This is a genomic window from Halobacterium rubrum (genome assembly GCF_021729015.1).
In the GTDB taxonomy this organism is placed as follows: Archaea; Halobacteriota; Halobacteria; order Halobacteriales; family Halobacteriaceae; genus Halobacterium; species Halobacterium rubrum.
This window is the reverse complement of the sequence record NZ_JAJQQZ010000003.1, coordinates 314,496-330,078: the sequence shown is the minus strand read 5'-3', so window position 1 is coordinate 330,078 and position 15,583 is coordinate 314,496. Positions and strand designations below refer to the sequence as shown.

At 70.2% G+C, this 15,583-nt stretch carries 14 protein-coding genes; 5 read left to right on the top strand and 9 right to left on the bottom strand.

Annotated features, from left to right (window positions below):
• Positions 1–51: 51 nt before the first annotated feature.
• From LT971_RS13125 to LT971_RS13110, 4 genes are all read right to left on the bottom strand, one after another.
• Complete coding sequence (locus LT971_RS13125; RefSeq protein ID WP_237007394.1) at positions 52–1,293, bottom strand: ABC transporter permease; 1,242 nt, start codon at positions 1,291–1,293, stop codon at positions 52–54.
• Complete coding sequence (locus LT971_RS13120; RefSeq protein ID WP_237007393.1) at positions 1,290–2,081, bottom strand: ABC transporter ATP-binding protein; 792 nt, start codon at positions 2,079–2,081, stop codon at positions 1,290–1,292. Before LT971_RS13120 ends, LT971_RS13125 begins: the two co-directional genes overlap by 4 nt.
• Before the next feature lie 136 nt (positions 2,082–2,217).
• Positions 2,218–3,261, bottom strand: a complete 1,044-nt coding sequence (locus LT971_RS13115; RefSeq protein WP_237007392.1) for a DUF7350 domain-containing protein — start codon at positions 3,259–3,261, stop codon at positions 2,218–2,220.
• Positions 3,254–4,534, bottom strand: coding sequence for a DUF7405 family protein (locus LT971_RS13110; protein ID WP_237007391.1), 1,281 nt, complete (start codon positions 4,532–4,534; stop codon positions 3,254–3,256). The genes LT971_RS13115 and LT971_RS13110 overlap by 8 nt, the downstream gene beginning before the upstream one ends.
• A 100-nt stretch (positions 4,535–4,634) precedes the next feature.
• On the opposite strand from LT971_RS13110, the gene LT971_RS13105 reads away from it, so the two are divergent.
• On the top strand, positions 4,635–5,783 hold the full coding sequence (locus tag LT971_RS13105) for a hypothetical protein (protein WP_237007390.1): 1,149 nt from the start codon (positions 4,635–4,637) through the stop codon (positions 5,781–5,783).
• An 18-nt stretch (positions 5,784–5,801) separates the two neighbouring features.
• Here the strand turns inward: LT971_RS13105 and LT971_RS13100 are convergent, their stop codons facing one another.
• On the bottom strand, positions 5,802–7,463 hold the full coding sequence (locus LT971_RS13100) for an NADH-quinone oxidoreductase subunit D (protein WP_237007389.1): 1,662 nt from the start codon (positions 7,461–7,463) through the stop codon (positions 5,802–5,804).
• Between the two features lie 90 nt (positions 7,464–7,553).
• Here LT971_RS13100 and LT971_RS13095 point away from each other — a divergent pair, with 90 nt between their 5' ends.
• Positions 7,554–8,210, top strand: a complete 657-nt coding sequence (locus LT971_RS13095) for a helix-turn-helix domain-containing protein (protein ID WP_237007388.1) — start codon at positions 7,554–7,556, stop codon at positions 8,208–8,210.
• A gap of 3 nt (positions 8,211–8,213) precedes the next feature.
• Here the strand turns inward: LT971_RS13095 and LT971_RS13090 are convergent, their stop codons facing one another.
• The gene (locus LT971_RS13090) at positions 8,214–9,431 is read right to left on the bottom strand and encodes a trans-sulfuration enzyme family protein (protein WP_237007387.1); all 1,218 of its coding nucleotides are present in this window, start codon (positions 9,429–9,431) and stop codon (positions 8,214–8,216) included.
• 135 nt (positions 9,432–9,566) lie between these two features.
• Between LT971_RS13090 and LT971_RS13085 the strand changes: the two genes are divergently transcribed.
• Positions 9,567–9,974, top strand: coding sequence for a CBS domain-containing protein (locus tag LT971_RS13085; protein ID WP_237007386.1), 408 nt, complete (start codon positions 9,567–9,569; stop codon positions 9,972–9,974).
• A gap of 88 nt (positions 9,975–10,062) precedes the next feature.
• Here the strand turns inward: LT971_RS13085 and LT971_RS13080 are convergent, their stop codons facing one another.
• A complete protein-coding gene (locus tag LT971_RS13080; RefSeq protein WP_237007385.1) occupies positions 10,063–10,575 on the bottom strand; it encodes a plastocyanin/azurin family copper-binding protein in 513 nt (170 codons plus the stop codon).
• Between the two features lie 377 nt (positions 10,576–10,952).
• On the opposite strand from LT971_RS13080, the gene LT971_RS13075 reads away from it, so the two are divergent.
• Together LT971_RS13075 and LT971_RS13070 are read left to right on the top strand one after the other, a co-directional pair.
• Positions 10,953–12,104, top strand: a complete 1,152-nt coding sequence (locus LT971_RS13075; RefSeq protein ID WP_237007384.1) for a BMP family lipoprotein — start codon at positions 10,953–10,955, stop codon at positions 12,102–12,104.
• Positions 12,104–14,506: a methyl-accepting chemotaxis protein gene (locus LT971_RS13070; RefSeq protein ID WP_237007383.1), complete on the top strand. Its 2,403-nt coding sequence runs from the start codon at positions 12,104–12,106 to the stop codon at positions 14,504–14,506. Before LT971_RS13075 ends, LT971_RS13070 begins: the two co-directional genes overlap by 1 nt.
• A gap of 30 nt (positions 14,507–14,536) precedes the next feature.
• Here the strand turns inward: LT971_RS13070 and LT971_RS16545 are convergent, their stop codons facing one another.
• Both LT971_RS16545 and LT971_RS13060 read right to left on the bottom strand, forming a co-directional pair.
• A complete protein-coding gene (locus LT971_RS16545; RefSeq protein WP_237007382.1) occupies positions 14,537–15,133 on the bottom strand; it encodes a hypothetical protein in 597 nt (198 codons plus the stop codon).
• 44 nt (positions 15,134–15,177) lie between these two features.
• A complete protein-coding gene (locus tag LT971_RS13060) occupies positions 15,178–15,561 on the bottom strand; it encodes a putative zinc-binding protein (RefSeq protein ID WP_237007381.1) in 384 nt (127 codons plus the stop codon).
• Positions 15,562–15,583: the final 22 nt, after the last annotated feature.

The following is a 15,583-nucleotide window of genomic DNA, read 5'->3' as shown; positions in this document are numbered from 1 at the left end:
GCGAGGCGAAATGACTGGCCACAGACTGCAACGACGACGGGTAGCACGGCCCTACTCGTAGCGCAGCGCGTCGATGGGGTCGGTCTTCGCGGCGCTCCACGCCGGGTAGAGGCCGGCCGCCACGCCGACCAGAATGCCGACCGCCACGGCGATGCCGCCCCACTCCACGGGGAACGTCATCGGCAGCCCGACGTACTCCGTCGCGGCGAACGCGCCAAGCACGCCGAGCACGATGCCCGCCAGCGACCCGAGAACCCCCAGCACCACTGCCTCCACGAGGAACAGCTGGAGGACGTCGGTGTTCTGCGCGCCGACGGCCTTCATGATGCCGATTTCGCGGGTGCGTTCGGTGACCGACACCAGCATGATGTTCGCGATGCCGATGGAGCCGACGACCAGCGAGATGACGGCCACGCCGGTGACGAACGCCGTGAAGGTGTCCAGCAGGTCGCGTATCTGGTCGACGAGGTCCTCGACGGTCTGCACGCGGAGCTCGTAGCTCTCCGGCTTCAGCGTGCGGGCGTCGGACTCGTCGTCGAGGTAGCCTCGCACGTCGCTCTGGACCGCCTCGATGGTCTCGAAGCTGGTCGCGACGACCGTCAGCGACGGGTACACCCGCTGCGGGCTGTCGCTGCTCGGCGCGCTCAGGCTGTTGTCGTAGAACGGGTCGGTGGGGACGAACACCTGCGGGAGCGGCGTGTTCCCGAACGGGCCCTCGCTGGCCGCGAGGATGCCGGCGACGGTGGCGTTCACCCGGGATCCGTCCTGCCGGACGACCGTGACGGTGTCGCCGACGGAGACGTTCCCCGGGAACAGGCGTGCAGCGGGCTCGTTGACAACGACCTCGCGTGCACCCTGCTCGAACGGCCCCCCGGACTGGAAGTCGGCTCTCGACACGTACTCGAAGTAGGGGGGCGTCGTCGCCGTGAGCTGGTTGTACCCGAGGGTCCGGCCGCCCGCTGCCAACCCCGACACGGGGACGCTCCCACTCGGGACGACTGCGTCGACGTCCTCGACCTCGCGGAGCTGGTCGACGTCGTGCTCGGTGAACACCGCCTGTCCGTCGCCGGCCGGTCCGGGCTGGTTCTGGTCGGGGGCGGCCGAGACGGTCATCGACGGCGACTGGCCGCCCGACACCTCGCCGATGACGTCCGCCTGCAGGCTCGCGCCGAGCGTGACGAACGTGATGACGGCCGCCACGCCGATGGCGACCCCGAGCGTCGTCAGCACAGACCGCAGCCGGTGGCCGCGGATGGCGCGCACGCTCATCCGGAAGCTCTCGAAGGGGTTCACGACCCGTCACCACCGCCACTACCGACGCTGCGCTCGCTACTGCCTCCGCTTCCGCCCGCGCTCTGCCCGCCGGCGGCCGTCGGGCGGCGGGGCTCCGCAATCCGCTCTTCGCGCTCCACGCCGCCGTCCAGCAGGTGGACGATGCGGTCGGCGTGCTCGGCGATGTGGCGCTCGTGGGTCACCACGAGGACGGTGTTGCCGGCCTCGTGGAGGTCGGCGAACAGCTCCATGATGGCGCGGCCGGTCTCCGAGTCGAGGTTCCCGGTCGGCTCGTCGGCGAGCAACAGCGCGGGGTCGTTAGCGAGCGCGCGAGCGACCGCGACCCGCTGGCGCTGCCCGCCCGACAGCTCGTTCGGCTGGTGGTCAGTGCGGTCGCCGAGCCCGACGCGGTCGAGGAGGTCGGCTGCGCGCTGGTCGCGCTGCCGACCCGGCACCCCCTGGAAGAGCATCGGGAGCGCGACGTTCTCGGCGGCGGTGAGCCGCGGCATCAGGTTGAACGTCTGGAACACGAACCCGATCTTCGAGCCGCGGATCTCGGTGCGGGCCTCCTCGGAGAGCCCGCCGACCTCGGTGCCGTCGACGACCACGCGGCCGTCGGTCGGCGTGTCCAGACAGCCGACGAGGTTCATCAGCGTCGACTTCCCGGACCCACTGGGCCCCATCACGGCGGTGTACGACCCCCGGGGCAGCCGCAGTGAGACGTCCCGGAGCGCGTGCACCGGCTGGCCGCCCAGCTGGTAGGTCTTCCGCACGCCGTCGAGCACGACCGCCGGGGCGACGTCGCTCATCGTCGCCCCCCGGTCGCGGCGCTCGTCGCAGACATGTATCGGGATACGGCGTCGAGGGACGTAACGGTGGGGGAGCCTCCCGGTGCTCGCCGCCGCGGCGCCCGCCGCGAGGCCACTCGCAACCCCATTCCCGGAGTCAGAACGACAGCGGGTCGACGTCGAAGAAGGCCGTCTCGTATCCCTCGTGGCGGGAGAGCTGGCTGGGCGCCTGCTGCCGCACTGTCAGCGCGTCGTCCGCCGAGAAGCCGGAAACTGTGGCGGCGTAGTGGTAGCCGAGGTCGGGGTCGAGCGTCGGCACGAGCTGGTGGGTCTCGCCGCCGGTTTCGACCGCGAGCGTCGCCGCCGCCAGCGGGAAGCGGTTGTGGGCGGTGCGCGCCGACACCGCGACGTACGTCTCGTCGCTGCCGGTGGCGAACTGGCCGCGCTCGTCGGCGGTCGCGGCGACGAACTCGGCGCCAGCGGCCGTCTCCGTGCCGCGAACGTCCAACGGGAACGAGTGGGCCGGCGGCGTCCGGCCCGCAGCGACGGGCGGCGTCCCCATCGGGTCGAGCGCGCCCGTCGACCCCTCGCGGTCGCCGGCGACGTCCGTAAACGCGAGGTCCTCCAGCCGGCCCTGCGAGAACGGGAACGACACCGACAGCTCGATGGGGCCGTCGGGTGCCTCGACGCCGTCGGTCCGGCGGGTCGCGCCCGGCGCCACCTGCACGGTCGCCTCGTACTCGCCGTCGGGCCCGAGTTCGACGTTGTCGCCGTAGTGGACGCCCATCCGCTGGGAGAGCATCTGCCACGGGCTGACCTCGCGCGTCTCGCCGTCCGGCCGCTCGAACGACACGCGAGGTGTCGTCGCGGGCAGCGCGACACCGGTCTCGGCGTCCCAGACGGACACCATCACGTGGGCGTCCTCGTCGTCCTCGACGTCGACGCGCTCGGTCTCGTCGCCCCGCACGAGCCAGAACCGGTGGGGGAAGGTGTAGGACAGCGCAACTCGATACCGCCCCGATTCGGCCGTGCCGGCCATCTCCATGGCCTCGAAGTGCGTCGGGACGTAGGCCGCCTCGGGCCGGTTCTCGAGCAGCGGCGGCTCCCGGCTCACAGGCTCCGTCTCGAGGAAGCCCAGACAGCCCGCGCTCGCTGCGAGCCCGGTCGCCCCGAGGCCAGCGAGGTACTGGCGCCTACGCATCCTCGCCCTCCGGAGTGGGGAGCGCGCGGCGGCCGCGCGGCGGCAGGAGGTAGTTCCCCCGGTGGGTGACCGAGAGGTACTGCCGGATGCCGTTGTTCGTGCGCCGTCCCACAGCCGTCTCGCTGGAGATGTCGTCCGCGTTCATGGCGTCTCTGGTCCGCACGAAGTCTGCGATGTCGCGCTGGAGCGCGAGGAAGTGGAGGCCGGCCCGGCCGCCGTCCGTCGAGTCGAAGTCCCGCCGGAGGATGATGGGGCGGCCGTCTTCCCGCACCCGCTGGAGCTTCTGGCCGTGACCGACGATGCCGTCGTCGCGCGCCGTCTCCTCGGGCGGCGGCGAATCGTCGAGTCCGGGGTCGGAGCCGAGGTTCTCGCCGGTGCCCTCGATGCGGTCCTCGCTCGCGTGCGCCGGACAGAACATCTTCGCCTCGCGCTCCTCGCGGCCGTCCTGCTCGTACCACTGCCGGAGCCCGAGGTCGATGTGGGAGACGTGCTGGGTCGTCCCGCCGGCGAACGGCCCGGCGTCGATAGTCACCCGTTCTTCGGTGGCCTGACTCGCCTCGAAGTCCGACTTGAACCCCATGTAGAGCGGGGCGTCCTCGTCGACGGGCTCGGAGTCAGGCACGCCGTCGACGTCCTGGTTGTCGGCGGGCAGCCCGTCCCCGACGAACCCCGTCCGGCGGTCGGCGACCGAGAAGACCTCGGTGAGCGTCGCGTCGACGGGCTCGTCGTTGGCGGTGTCGCGCTCGCCACGCATCGCCTGTCCGGCCTCGAGGACGACCGACGCGTGGTCGCTGGCGAGGTGGAGAATCGCGTCCGGCTCGTCCAGCGCCGGGTCCTCGATGTCCGACAGCGGTTCGGGACGGGGGAGGTCGACCTCAGGCGGGCGACCGCCGAGCGCGTCGAAGTACGCCGGCGAGTAGCCGAGCGTGAACAGCAGGCCGTCGTTCGACCACTCGTAGGCGCGCTCGAGCGACCGCAGCGCCGTCTCGAGGGTCTCCCGGTCGGCGTCGTCGCCCGGGTCGCCGCCGTCGAGGTCGAGGTGGAGGAGGACGTGGTGGCGGGGCGGCAGAACGTTCCCTGCGTCGTCCCGGGCGGCGTACGCGTTCCACGCGTGCTGGCGCTCCGGCAGCGACGCCGGGTCGTCGGTCCCCGACGGCACCGATACCGCCTCGTCCTCGCGGTCGAGGCACGCCGACAGCGCGCTCGCGCCGCCGATGGCGACGGCCGCCTTCAGGAACTCGCGGCGCGGGACGCCGCGCGTGTCGCGGTCCATACCCTCGGTTGGGCGCGGCCGATTTAATGGATTCTGGTCGCCGACGGCGCCACCGCGAACCAGAACCCGAAAGAAGGCGTGCTCCGTACGGCCGGCAACGATGACTCGACGAGCGTCCGTCACGCGGGTGGCCGCCACAGTCGCAGCGACCGCCGTCGGCGCCGTCTCGGCCGTCGCTGGCCTCCCGGGGGTCGCGGCCGCTCACTCCGGGACGACGCACGCCGGCACGCCGCACTGGCTGCTCGTGGTGCTGTTCGCTGTCGGCACGCTCGCCACCGCCGGGGTCGCAGCGGCGTACCGCCGACGGTACGTCACGGGGACGCGGGCAGCGGTCGGTGCCCTCCTCGCGAGCGCGACGGCGGCGTTCGGCCTGATTGGGGTCGTGGAGCTGCAGGTGGTCGCGGACACCGCCCCCGAACCCACGGCAATCTACCCGCCGCTGAGCCTCGCGGTGGCTGCGGTGATGGCCGTCGGGAGCCTCGTCGTCGCGCGGAAGCGCTACCCCGAGCGGCCCCGGTACGCGGCGCTGGGCGTCCTGCTGGCTGCGTGGGTCGTCTACCCGGTGGCGATGCCGAACGGCGGCGTCTACAACCCGGCCGGCCACGCGCTCGTGCTGGCGGTCGTGGCGGCGGTCGTGTACGTGCTCCGGCAGGACGCGTGGGCGGTCGTCCAGAGCCTGCGCGCCGACCGCGGCCCGAAGCTCGCGGCGTTCGCTGGCAGCGCGGTGTTCGTCTCCTTCTTCGCCGTCTCGACGGGTACGCTGACGTTCAACCCCGACTCGGGCGTCGGCGCGCCCACCGAGCCGCTCGTGATGGTGCTGCCGGTCGCGGACCCGCTGGTCGCGTGGCCGGCCGTCGAGTTCGTGTTCCCGTCGGTGCCCGTCGGCGGGTTCGTGTCGGTCGGCACGCTGCTGCTGTTCGGGCTGCTCGGTGGACTGGTCGCGCTGAACGTCGGGACGATGGCCCAGCAGTACCAGGCGGGTCGGCAGGCGGACTCCTCGACGTCCGCGCTCGGGATGGTCGCCACGACCGGCGCGACGGCGTGCTGTTGCTGCGCGCCGGCGTTCTACGGGCTGCTGTCGGTGTTCTTCGGGGCGGCCGCGACGCCGGCGTACTGGGCGTTCCTGAACCCGGCGTCGCCGCTGGGGGGCGTGTTCTTCTCCGCGAGCGTGCTCCTGTTGCTCGGGAGCATCCTGCGGGCCACCGGCGGCGGTCGGTCGGCCGCGAGCGTCGATGCCGGCCCGCTCTAACCGAGTCGCCGGTCCCGGCTACCGGTCGACGTCCCCCATGATGGGGTCGAGGCTGCCGAGCGTCGCAATCAGGTCCGCGACGTACTCGCCGGTCGCCATCTCCGGGAGCGCAGAGAGGTTCGAGAACGAAGGCCCGCGAATCTTGAAGCGAGCGGGCGTCTCGGTTCCGTCGGCGCGGATGTAGATGCCGAGTTCGCCCTTCGCGGATTCGACAGCGCGGTAGGTCTCGGTGTCGGCGTCGGGCTTGAGCGTGCGTGGGACGTTCGCTTGCACGACGCGCTCGTCTTCCGGCCAGTTCTCGAGCAGGCCGACGCACTGCTCGACGATGCGCGCGGACTGCTCGACCTCCCGCATCCGGACGAGCAGTCGAGCGTAGTTGTCGCCGCCGTCCTCGGTGACGACGTCCCAGTCCAGCTCCTCGTAGTAGCCGTACGGGTCGTCGCGCCGGAGGTCGTAGTCGACGCCTGAACCCCGAAGCGGCGGCCCGGTGACGCCGTAGTTCTTGGCCGTCTCGGCGTCGAGGACGCCGGTGTCGAGCGTGCGCGCCTGCAGAATCTCGTTGTCAGTGAGCAACGAGTGGTACTCGTCGAGACGCTCCGGGAGTTCGTCGAGGAGCCGCCGGACGTCCTCGAAGAACTCCTCGCGGGGCTCCGGGACGTCCCAGACGACCCCGCCGAGGCGGAAGTAGTTGAACATCAGCCGCTGGCCGGTGAGGTCCTCGAGGAGGTCCTGGACCCGCTCCCGGTCCTCGATTGCGTACATGAACGTCGCCGTGAACTCGCCGACGACGTCGAGCGCGTAGGTGCCGACCGCCAGCAGGTGGCCCAGCATCCTGGAGAGCTCGCCACTCATGGTGCGCAGCACCCGTGCGTACTCGGGGACCTCGATGCCCGCGAGATCCTCGGCCGCGCGAGCGTACGCCCACTCGTTCAGGAGGCCGGCCCCCGACCAGTCCCAGCGGTCCGGGTAGGGCATGATCTGGTGGCGGTAGGTGCCCTGCTGGCACATCTGTTCCTCGCACCGGTGGATGTAGCCGATGTCGGGGTCGACGTGTCGCACCACTTCGCCGTCGAGTGCGACCTCGAGGTGCAGGACGCCGTGGGTCGCCGGGTGGTGGGGGCCGACGTTGAGGAACATCGTGTCGCCACCCTCGCCGTCGCGCTCGTGGCCCGCGAGGGGGTTCTTGTTCTCCTCGAAGGTGACAATCTGGGGCTTGTCCTGGTTGTAGTCCAGCCCCAGCGGGTGGCCCTGCCACGTCTCGGGCAGGAGAATCCGCCGCAGGTCCGGGTGGTCGTCGTACTCGACGCCGACGAGGTCGTAGGCCTCCCGCTCGTGCCAGTCAGCGGTCTGGAACACCGGAGCTGCGCTCTCGGAGACCGGGCGCTCGCGGCTGGTCGGGACGACCACGCCGACCTCGGTCGTCGGGTCGTCGTACTGCCGGAGGTGGTAGATGCTCTCGAAGTGGTCCTCGTACTCCTGTGCGGTGACGCAGGCGAGGTGGTCGAAGCCCGCGTCGCACCGCAGGGCGGCCAGCACCGCCTGCACGTCGTCGGCGCGCACGACCGCGGCCGGCGCGTGCTCGTGGCGCTCCCAGTCGAGTGCGTGGTCGGCGAGCACGGCCTCGGCGTCGCGGGGGACGTCCTCGGGTACCGTCGGCGTCTCCTTCGATGTCAGTCGCATCCGTCCGGAAATTTGGGTCCGCGCGGCCCTCGCGGTTCCGCCTCACACGTGGTGAGGGTTGAAGTGCAGCGGGCGCAGACGTACCGCCGAATGAAGTACGTGCGGGCACGGTTCGACATGCCGCCAGACGGCCGGCACCCGATGCATCAGTTCGCCGTGGAGACCGACGTTGTCTCGGAGTACGAGCTGCTGAGCGCGTGGCCGACGCCGAGCGGCGGTGCGACGCTCCTGTTGCGGTTCGTCGGGGACGCCGACGCCTACCGGGCGGCGCTCGGCGACGTGGCGTCTGTGGTTGACTACCACGTCTCTGCCGGAGCGGGCGACGCCGTCTACGTGTACGTCCGGGACACGCAGGAGTACACCCCCGGGTACACGATTGCGGACCTGCTGGAGCCGGGGCTGGTGGTCGTCCCGCCTCTGGTGTTCCACACGGACGGGAGCGTCACTGGCGCGTTCGTCGGCCCGCCGGAGCACGTCCAGTCGGTCGTGGAGGCCGTCGCGGACGACGTCTCGGTGTCCGTCGAGGCGGTGACGACGTACGGCCGCCACGGGGACGAGGCGGGTGGTCGCCTCACCGACCGCCAGTTCGAGGCCGTCGAGGCGGCAGTGGACCTCGGGTATTACCGGGCGACCCGAGAGGCGTCAGCCGAGGACGTCGGCGACAGGCTCGGGTGTTCGGCGAGCACAGCAGCAGAACACCTGCGGCGGGCGGAGGCGACCGTGATGGAGCGCGTCGTCGACCAGTAGCCCCTACTGGGTAGCCGGGGCGCCACGCATCGCGGCGAACCCGCGGTCGAGGTCGTCGACGAGGTCGTCGATGGCTTCGATGCCGACGGAGACGCGGATCAGGGAGTCCGTGATGCCCATCGCCTCGCGCTCGGGCTTCGGAATCGGCTCGTGAGTCATGCCGGCGGGGAGTTCGACGAGGGACTCGACGCCGCCGACGCTGACGGCGAGGTTGAGGTCGTCGAGGGCGTCGAGGAAGCGCTTGGCGTCGTCGATGTCGCCGTCGAGCTCGAACGAGAGGATGCCGCCGTAGCCGGACTGCTGGGCGTCGGCGAGGTCGTGCTGGGGGTGGGTGTCGAGGCCGGGGTAGTGGACGTCCGTGACGAGGTCGTGGTCGTCGAGATACTCGGCGATGGCTAGCGCGTTGGCCTCGTGGTCCCGCATCCGGGGTGCCAGCGTCTTCGTCCCGCGCAGGACGAGGTAGGCGTCGAAGGGCGCGAGCACGTTCCCGAGGCCGACCTGCTGGAGGAACTCGACACTGTCGGCGAAGTCGTCGTCGCTGGTGACGAGCGCGCCGCCGACGGAGTCGCTGTGGCCGTTGAGGTACTTGGTCGTGGAGTGGGCGACGACGTCCGCGCCGAGTTCGAGGGGCTGCTGGAAGTACGGGCTGAGGAAGGTGTTGTCGACGCCGAACAGGACGCCGGCGTCGTCGGCGATGTCCGCGATTGCCTCGATGTCGCAGAGCTTCATCCGGGGGTTCGTGGGGGTCTCCATCCAGACGAACGTGGTCTCGGGCCGCACGGCGTCGGCGACGTTGTCCGGGTCGGTGGCGTCGACGAAGGAGACGTCCACGCCGAGTTTGTCCCGGAACAGCGTCTCGAGCATGCGGCGGGTGCCGGCGTAGAGGTCGTCGAAGGCGACGACGTGGTCGCCGGGTTCGACGGCGGCGAAGACGGCGGTGGCGATTGCGGCAGTGCCGGAGCCGAACGCGAAGCCGTGGTCGCCGCCCTCGAGCGCAGCGAGGCGGCGTTCCAGTGCGTGCCGTGTCGGATTGTTGAGGCGAGAGTAGACGAACTGACCCTCGTCGGGGTCCACCGCCTCGAGGCTCATGTCCGTGTCGAGCTCGGGGACGGCGAACGTGGAGGCGAGGTGGATTGGGGAGACCACGTCGCCTCGTTGCGTTTCACTGGGGTCTTCGCCGTGGCCGACGGCGAGCGTCTCGAACTGGCGGTCGTGGTCCATATCGGAGAGTCGATGCTGGCGACCAAGTATGTTTCGAGTATCTGATAATTATTCTGTCGGCAGAGATTATTTCGGCGAATATCGCCGGGGGCGGGGCAGGCAACGCTTAAGGAACCACCGGCGAGACGTACACACATGGACGACATCTTCGTCGGACAGCTCATGTCCGACGACCTCTTCACGGCCACGAAGGACACGCTCGTCGAAGACGCCGCCGAGACAATGCTCTCGAACGGCATCAGCTCGCTCGTCGTCGTCGACGAAGACGACCACCTCGAGGGTATCCTCACGACGACAGACTTCGTCGACATCGTCGCCAGGAGCAAGCCGAAAGCCGAGACGACCGTCGAGCGCTACATGACGACGGACGTTCGCACCGCAGCCGTCGGCGACTCCATCCAAGACGTCGCCGACGCGATGGTCGAACACGGCTTCCACCACATGCCCGTCGTCGACGACGAGGACGACACCGTCGTCGGCCTCATCTCCACGACGGACCTGACGGCGTACATCTCGACGGTCCAGACGCCCAGCCCCGCCTGACGGCGCCGGCACTCTCCGGTCGTCTTCTCCGCTTCGACGTCACCGAAAAACAGCGGATTGTTCCGGACAGCAGCGCTGTTCGACGGCGTTACTCTTCGACGACGATGGTAGCGACCATGCCGGAGGCGGCGTGCGGCGTGCAGACGTACGTGTACTCGCCCGCCGTCTCGAAGGTGTGCTCGAAGGTCTCGCCTTCCCCGACGGTAGCGTAGGCGTCGCCGCCTTTCTCCATGGTGCCGAAGCCCTCGGCGCCGTCCGGGATGGAGATCTTGTCGTGCATGTCCGGCCACGCAGCGACGTTGTGCGTGGGCGCCTGGAAGTCCCAGGTGACCGTGTCACCGACGGAGACAGTGAGCTCCTCGGGTGCGAAGTTCAGGCCGCCGTCCGGCGAGACGGCGACGGTGTTGTCGCCGCCGGACCCGCCGTCGCCGGACCCGCTGTCCTCCTCGGTGGCCGTCGTCTCGTCGCCGCCCTCGTCGCCACCGTCGTCACCGCCGTCGCCGCCCCCGCCACCGGAACAGCCGGCGAGGAGTGTCGCTGCTACCGCTGCGCCCGTAGATTTCAGCATCGTCCGACGGTCGAGTCGAGTGTCGCGAGTCATCACCCGAGACTCGGGGCCACGTACGCTTAAGTAACGGCACTGCTGCGGGAAACTGGGAGTACCCCGTACATACATACCCCATTTTTAAGCGGTAGTCGGCAGTTCCAGCGAGACGGCTCGTGCAGGCGGCCCAGTCAGGGGCGTGACGCCCTCCTGAATACCGCCAGTTCGGCGCAAAATCTGACGAGAACCGTCACGGTGAAGTCCGACGGGAACTGACTCGCCCCACCGATAGCTGGCCCACGGTGGTCTCCTCCGCCAACTGCACGCAGATATTTCACTAGACTAACGAAAGAGCGCCGCTACCGTTATCATTCGCGAAAAGCACGGGCGGTAGTTTTTGCGTACGGAGCCAGTGTCGTCGCAGGAGAGCGACCGTGCACGACAAAACGACTACCAGGAGACGGCTCCTCGCCGGGAGCAGTGCTGTTGCAGCCACCGCACTCGCCGGCTGCACGGGCCGTCTCGGAGTACTCGGGGAGAACGGAGGGGGAGACGACGACACCGGCGACGGCCCGCAGACGACCACGGCCGGCGTCGACGAGGACGACGCAGCGGCGACTGTCGGCATGGTGTACGCGCTCGGCGGGCTGGACGACCGGTCGTTCAACGACGCCGCGAACCGGGGCATCCAGCGCGCCCGGCTCGACGACGGCGTCGAGTACACGAACCACGAGCCGGAAAGCGTCCCCGAGTTCGCCGAGGTGCAGGCGGAGCTCGCCGCCTCGACGAACCCCGACTACGACCTCGTCTGCTGTGTCGGGTTCCTGCAGGCGGAGGGGCTGTCCGCCACGGCGCCGGAGTACCCCGACCAGCAGTTCATGATCGTCGACTCCGTCGTCGACGCCGACAACGTCGCCAGCTACGTCTTCCGCGAACACGAGGGGTCGTTCCAGGCCGGCCACCTCGCCGGGCTGCTCACGTCCAGCGACGTGAACCTCGGAGCGGGTGCGACGAACCCCGAAGAGACGACAGTTGGCTTCGTGGGCGGCGTCGACATGCCGCTCATCCACAAGTTCGAGGTCGGTTTCGAAGCCGGTGTCGCACACGCCGACGAGGACGTCGAGGTCCTCACGGAGTACCTCGGGAACTTCGGCGACGTACAGGGCGCCCGCGACATCGCCGCCGGCATGTACGACGACGGCGCGGACATCGTCTACCACGCCGCTGGTGGCGCCGGCGTCGGCGTCTTCCAGGCCGCACAGGCCAGCGGCCGGTACGCCATCGGCGTGGACTCCGACCAGTCCCGCAGCAACCCGCGGTACGCCGACGTCGTGCTCGCGAGCATGGTCAAGCGCGTCAACGTCGCCGTCTACGACGCAGCCACGGCGACCGTCACAGACGACCTTCCGGCGGGGGAGGTGGTCTCCCTCGGCCTCGAGAGCGACGGCGTCGGCGTCGTCTACGGGACCTCGCTGGAGCCCGCGATTCCCGACGACGTCAGGGGCGCGCTGTCGGCGTCCCGCGAGCGGATCGCGTCCGGTGACATCGACGTGCCGTCGGAGCGCTCCGACACGGGTGGTGCCTGATGGCGGGCGGCCTCCTCGACAGTCTGGCGAGCGCCCTCGACCGCATCGCTCCCGAGTTCGTGCGTCGGCGGTTCGCCGCGAAGTTCGCCGTCGCGTTCCTCGCCGTGTTGCTCGTCATCGCGGGCGCCGGCGCGTTCACGTTCCAGGCGACGTCCGCGGCGGTCGAACGCCAGACCACCGAACAGCTCGCCGAGACCAGCCAGCTGGAGGGCGACGCCATCGGGTCCTGGGTGCAACAGCAGCGAACCCACACACGCTCCGTCTCGCAGGGCGAGCCCCTGCAGAGCGACCGGCGCGCGGCGGCGTACATCCTCCTGCAGGACCAGTTGCTGCCAGAGGACGTAGTGAGCATGCACCTCGTCAACGACACGCGCGGCGAGGTCGTGGCCAGCACGGAGCTCCCACTCGAGGGGCGGTCGCTGTCCGAACTCGACGCGCCGTGGACGACCGCCGAGGTGCCGGAGGGCCCCGGCAACAACAGCGAGGTGTGGTCGAGCAGCCGGTCGTACCGCTCGCCCGTTCTCAACGACGAGCCCGTGATGGCGTTCGCGTCCTCCGTCCCGAAGCGCGAGGGGTCGCACCTCGTCGTCGTCACGCGCATCCAGAGCCAGGTCGACCGGCTCGCCGACGCGAACTCCACGAAGCAGACCACCATCCTGAACACGGACGACGAGACGGTGCTGAACATCGACCGCGAGTTCGACGCCGACACCCACGGGGGGAGCCTCGCAGCGATTCGTGACGCGAACGGCAGTGCGGCGCCGGTCACGACCGTCCTGGACGGTCGTGTCTATGCGTTCGCGCCCGTGCCGAACACGGACTGGGTGACGGTGACGAGTCTGGACACGAGACAGGCGTTCAGCGTCAGTGACACCGTCGGGGAGACGGTCGGGCTGCTCGTGTTGCTCGCGCTCGTCTCCCTGTCGGTCGTCGGCGTCGTGCTCGGCAAACGCACGGTCGACCCGCTGAAGCAGCTGCGGGACCGCGCCGAGCGCATCGAAGCCGGCGACTTCGACGTCGACCTCTCGACGACCCGGGCCGACGAGATCGGTCGGCTGTACGAGAGCTTCGACGACATGCGGGTCTCGCTCCAGGACCGCATCCAGGAAGCCGAAGAGGCCGTCGAGGAGGCCGAGACCGCGCGGGCGGAAGCCGAAGAGCTGCGCACCGAGGCGGAGTCCGCGCAAGCCGAAGCCGAACGCGCGAAAGAGGAGGCCGAGGCGGCGAGCCGCCGCCTCCAGGAGCGCGCCGGCGAGTACAGTGCGGTGATGCAGGAGGTCGCCGCCGGCGACCTCACGAAGCGCCTCGACGAGGACGCAGAGGAGGCCGCGATGCGGGAGGTCGCTACGGAGTTCAACGCGATGCTCGACGGCCTCGAGGCGACCGTCGGCGAGGTCGCGGCGTTCGCCGACGAGGTCGCCAGCGCCACCCTCGAGGTGGCGACCGGCGCCGAGGAGATCGAGACCACGAGCCAGACGGTCAGCGAGCGCATCCAGGAGATCGCCGACGGCGCCATCAGGCAGCACGACGACCTCGAGAACGCCGCCGGCGAGATGGACCAGCTGTCCGCGAGCATCGAGGAGGTCGCGGCGTCCTCCACGACGGTCGCGGAGACGGCGGAGGAGGCCGTCGAGCGCGGCGAGAGCGGCCGTGAGGCCGCCGAGTCGGCCATCGAGGACATGGCGGAGATCGAGTCGCTGTCGGCGGACGCCGTCGACCAGATTCTGGAACTCCAGGAGCGCATGGCCGACATCGGCGAGATTGTCGACTTCATCACGGACATCGCCGAGCAGACGAACATGCTCGCGCTGAACGCGAACATCGAGGCCGCCCGCGCCGACGAGGACGGCGACGGGTTCGCCGTGGTCGCCGACGAGGTCAAGGACCTCGCCGAGGAGACGAAGGAGGCGGCGGCCGAGATCGAGGCCGAGATCGCGACCGTCCAGTCGGAGACGGACGAGACGGTCGCGGACATCCGCGCGACCAGCGACCACATCGACACCGGCGTCGAGACTGTTCGCGAGGCCGCCGACGCCATCGAGGACACCGTCGACGCCATCGAGGATGCCAACCACGGCATCCAGGAGATCGCGGACGCCACCGACGACCAGGCCGAAGCCACGCAGAGCGTCGTTCGGCGCGTCGACGAGGTCGCCGACATCAGCCAGAACGTCACGGAGGACGCCGAGCAGGTGTCGGCGGCCGCCGAGGAGCAGTCCGCGTCTGTCGCGGAGATCGCGCGCAGCGCCGACGAACTCCGGGAGCGCGCCGACTCGCTGGCCGCGACCGTCGACCAGTTCGACGCACGCGAGCGAGGCGACGACCACCGGAGCGGTGCCGAGGCCGGTGACGCCGCCGATGACCGCGCTACGGGCGCCTTCACCGACGGCTCCGGCGACTGACGGCACTGGCGGTCGGAGCGAGCGGTCCTGTCAGTCGCTGTGGCCGATCGACTGCCGCTGTGGCCCCTGCTGGACGAACTCGACGTCGCCACGCTCCACGTCGACGAGCGCTGCCTGGCCGCCGTAGCCGTGCGTCTGGTCGTGGCCGCGCACCGCGACCGTCGAGACGCCGTCCGGTACGTCGACCGTCTTCGAGCGCGTGAACTCCTGCGTCCCGTGCGCGTGCGATAGGTCCCGGCGGCCCAGCCGGTCGCCGTCGACCGTCTCCACCTGCCACCAGTTCGCGTAGCCGTCTTCCCCGTCGTCGTCGTGCAGCAGCGTGACGTCGAACTGGACGCCGGCGTCGCCACTCTCGTCGGGTTCGACAGCCACGCCGACCACGTTCGCCTCCCGCAAGTCGAGGTCGTCGCCGTCGTCGCTGCCGTCCCCGTCGTCTTCGTCGTCGTCGACGGTCGTCTCGGCCGGTGGTGAATCGGCCGCAGTCGTTCCGTCTGCGCCGTCCTCGTCGGCTCCGTCGTCCGGCTCGTCGCTCGCTCCGGGCGACCCACCGCAGCCTGCGAGCCCGGCTGCGACCACGGCGGCGGCCCCGGCGAGGTACGAGCGGCGAGACGGGTGACTGGGAGACACGGGACCTGGTTCGGTGCGAACGGTCAAAAATCCGACTCCGGGCGTTACGCTGCTGTCAGGTCCTCGGCGAGCGCCGCGACCTCCGCCCGCAGTTCGTCGGCCTGCTCGTCGTCGTAGTCGGTGTGGTACTCCTTCGGGACGCCCGCCGCCGCGAGATTCACGTGCTCGTCGGGCTCGACGTCGTGGTCGGCGAGACACGCCTTCGCGCACTCCAGCGGACAGCCGTCGACGACGAGCACGGGGCGGTCCGAGGTCGCGGTGTCCACGAGCGGCCCGACGTCCCCGCCGACGCCCGCGATACAGGACATCTCTGCCACTCGGTTGCGGTCCAGCGACACGGCGATGTCGTTGGCCATCTGCGCTGCGCTCGAACACCCGGAACACGAGTACACCAGCGGCAACTCGTCGTAGTCGGTCTCGGCTGCCATGCAGACGGCTCGTCGCCGCACG